Origin of the sequence: Spirillospora sp. NPDC049652 (assembly GCF_040675125.1) — a bacterium.
Lineage (GTDB): Bacteria > Actinomycetota > Actinomycetes > Streptosporangiales > Streptosporangiaceae > Spirillospora.
Map to the genome: position 1 here is coordinate 1 of NZ_JBFAOF010000827.1, position 3,289 is coordinate 3,289.

Annotated in this window: 2 protein-coding genes; both read left to right on the forward strand. The window is 70.3% G+C overall.

Annotated elements, in window-relative coordinates; translation table 11 throughout:
• The first annotated feature begins 406 nt into the window (after positions 1-406).
• Entirely contained in the window at positions 407-2,374 is a 1,968-nt protein-coding gene (locus AB0J52_RS33340; RefSeq protein WP_500186846.1) for a CRTAC1 family protein, read from the forward strand.
• On the forward strand, positions 2,371-3,289 hold a 919-nt coding region (locus AB0J52_RS33345; RefSeq protein WP_500186847.1), incomplete at its 3' end, for an enediyne biosynthesis protein. The genes AB0J52_RS33340 and AB0J52_RS33345, both read left to right, overlap by 4 nt.

A 3,289-nucleotide genomic window follows, 5' to 3' on the forward strand; every position in this document is an offset into this window, starting at 1 on the left:
GCCGGACCCGTGCCCGCGTACGAGATGTGGCGGCGCAATGTGCGGGACGCGCTCAAGGCCGCGGCGGTAACCGGCTGAACGCCGCGCCGGTAACCGGTCGAACACCGCGCCGGTATAAGGCTGAACGTCCTTTCTTCCAGATTGCCCGGTCGGCCCGGGGGAACGGCGATCGCCGTTCCCCCGGGTCTTTTCTCGTCTCCTGACCGAGCAGCACGCTGGAAGTAGACCCTTGCGAAATTGCTGCCCAAGATTGTGAGCAGATTGGCACGGGCAAAAAGATCATTCGCACGGCCTAGCCATTCTGATGTGACTTCCGCGATGTCACCGCGTCCATCCGGCGGACGCCCGACCGCCGGTCTCCCGTCCCCCGAGGGAAAAGGAAACGATGTCATTCTCCAATGCCCGCATGAGAGGGCTGGTCCCCGGCGCCGTCGTGCTGGCCGCGGTCCTGGTGCTCTACTTCGTCGCCCGGCTGCCCACGGCGTCGGGGGCCGAACGGGAGCGCATCGCCTCCCGGTACTCCTTCGCCGAGCAGCCCATCGCCATGCCCGCCGGCTACCGGCCCGACCGCACCGTCCGCGACGTGAACCCGGCCTACCGGCACATCCGGTCGTGGATCTCGTCGGTGGGCGCGGCGGTCGCGATGACCGACCTGTGGGGGCGGGGCCGCGCGGACGCGCTGTGCCTGGTGGACCCCCGCAGCGACCAGGTCGTCGTGACGTACGCGCCGACCGCGCCCGCCGCCGACCGGTTCGCCCCGTTCACCCTGTCCGGCGCGCCGCTGCCGATGGACTCGTCCATGGCCCCGATGGGGTGCGCGCCCGGCGACTTCAACCAGGACGGCCGGACGGACCTGATGGCCTACTACTGGGGCCGCACGCCGATCCTGTTCCTGGCCAAGGCGAACGCGACCACCCCGGGCCCGTCCGCCTACACGCCCGTCGAGCTCGTCCCCAACCAGTCGCCGGACGGCCGCTACCGCGGGCCGCGCTGGAACACCGACGCGGTGAACGTCGCCGACTACGACGGGACCGGCCACCCCGACATCCTGGTCAGCAACTACTTTCCGGACTCCGACGTGCTGAACCCGCACGCGCAGAACAACGTGACGATGAACTCGTCCATGTCCAACGCCAAGAACGGCGGCGGGTCGCACGTCCTGCGCTGGTACGGCGCGACGGCCGGTGACCGCCCGGCGGTCCAGTACGTGGAGGAGAAGGGCGCGATCCCGCCCAAGGCCGCGACCGGCTGGACGCTCGCCTCGTCCAGCGCCGACATCACCGGCGACGGACGGCCCGAGCTGTACCTCGCCAACGACTTCGGCAAGGACCACCTGCTCTACAACACCTCCACGCCCGGCCGGATCAGCTTCACCGAGGCGAAGGGCAAGCGCGGGCCCACCACGCCCAAGTCGTTCGTGATGGGCAAGAGCTCGTTCAAGGGCATGGGCGTCGACTTCGGCGACCTGGACAACAAGGGCCGCTTCGACATGGTGGTCAGCAACATCACCAGCGCGTGGGGCCTGGAGGAGAGCAACTTCGCCTGGATCAACACGGCGAAGAACCCGGCCGAGGCCGCGCGCCGGATGGCCGACGGCGACGCGCCGTTCGCCCAGAAGGCCGAGCAGTACGGCCTGGCCTGGACGGGCTGGGGCTGGGACGTCAAGACCGGCGACTTCCGCAACGACGGCAACCTGGAGATCCTCCAGGCCGAGGGGTTCGTCAAGGGCGACATCAGCCGGTGGCCGTGGCTGCAGGAGATGGCCATGACCAACGACCAGGTGTACACGAACCCGGCGATGTGGCCGCACGTCCGGCCCGGCGACGACGTCGCCGGGGACCAGCCGATGGCGTTCTACACGCGGCGCACGTCCCGGGCGTCCGGGAAGTTCGTCAACGTCACCTCGCAGCTCGGCCTCGACGCGCGCATCCCGACCCGCGGCATCGCCATCGGCGACACCCGCGGCGGCGGGACGCTCGACTTCGCCGTCGCCCGGCAGTGGGGGCCGCCCGCGTTCTTCGTCAACAACAGCCCCGGGCGCGGCAACTACCTGGAGCTGAACCTGGTCCGGCCGGTCGCGGGCGCCAAGCCCGGCCGCAACCTGACCGGCCTCGGCACCCCCGCCTACGGCGCGCAGGCCGAGATCCGCACCGCCGACGGCCGCACCCAGGTGTCCCGGCTGGACGGCGGCGGCGGGCACAGCGGCAAGCGCAGCCTCCAGGTGCACTTCGGGCTCGGCGCCGACACCCGTCCGGTGAGCGTCCGCCTCCAGTGGTGCGCCGGCGGCCGGATGCTGGAGCAGACGCTCACCCTCACGCCGGGCACGCACACCCTTTCCCTGGACCGCACGGCCGAGGAGGTCGCGACGCGATGACCACCACCGTCCAGCCCGCGGGCAGCGCCCCGGCGCCCGCCCCGGAGGCCGCCAAGCCGGCCCGGGCCAAGCCCGACCCGCGCTACACGGCGCTGCGCAACTTCGCCATCTCGCTGACCGTCTTCAACATCCTCGGCTACACCGTGCTCGGCTTCGAGCAGCCGTGGCTGTGGCCGTTCCTGGCGCTCGCCACCGGGTACACGACCGAGCTCGTCCTGGAGGTCATCGGCGGGTGGGCCGAGCGCCGCCCGCCCCGCTTCCGGGGCAACGGCCCGCGCGGCCTGTACGAGTTCCTGCTCCCCGCGCACATCACCAGCCTGGCCGCGAACATGCTGCTGTACGCGAACGACAAGTGGTGGCCGATCATGTTCGCGGTGGTCGTCTCGGTCGGGCAGAAGCACGTGCTGAAGGCCCCGATCGCGGGACGCTGGCGGCACTTCATGAACCCGTCCAACTTCGGCATCACGCTGACGCTGCTGCTGTTCGGGACGTGGGTCAGCATCGCCCCGCCGTACCAGTTCACCGAGTACGCCAACAGCCTGTTCCGGATCCTCATCCCGGTCGTCATCGCCACCGCGGGCACCGTCATCAACGCGATGCTGACCCGCCGGGTGATGCTCATCATGGGATGGATGGGCGGCTTCGCGATCCAGGCGCTCGTCCGGCACTGGATCTGGGACGTCGCGCTGTTCTCCGCCCTCGGCGCGATGAGCGGCGTCGCGTTCATCCTGTTCACCAACTACATGGTCACCGACCCGGGGACCACGCCGTCCAAGCCGCGCCAGCAGTTCATCTTCGGCGCGGGGATCGCGACGGTGTACGGGGTGCTGATGGTCGCGAACGTGACCTACACGCTGTTCTACGCCACCACGATCGTGTGCGCCCTGCGCGGCCTCGGCTGGTGGGTGGCGCACC

Coding starts and splice junctions, on each gene's coding strand:
- AB0J52_RS33340 (WP_500186846.1), top strand. CDS start 407: ATGAGAGGGCTGGTCCCCGGCGCCGTCGTGCTGGCCGCGGTCCTGGTG.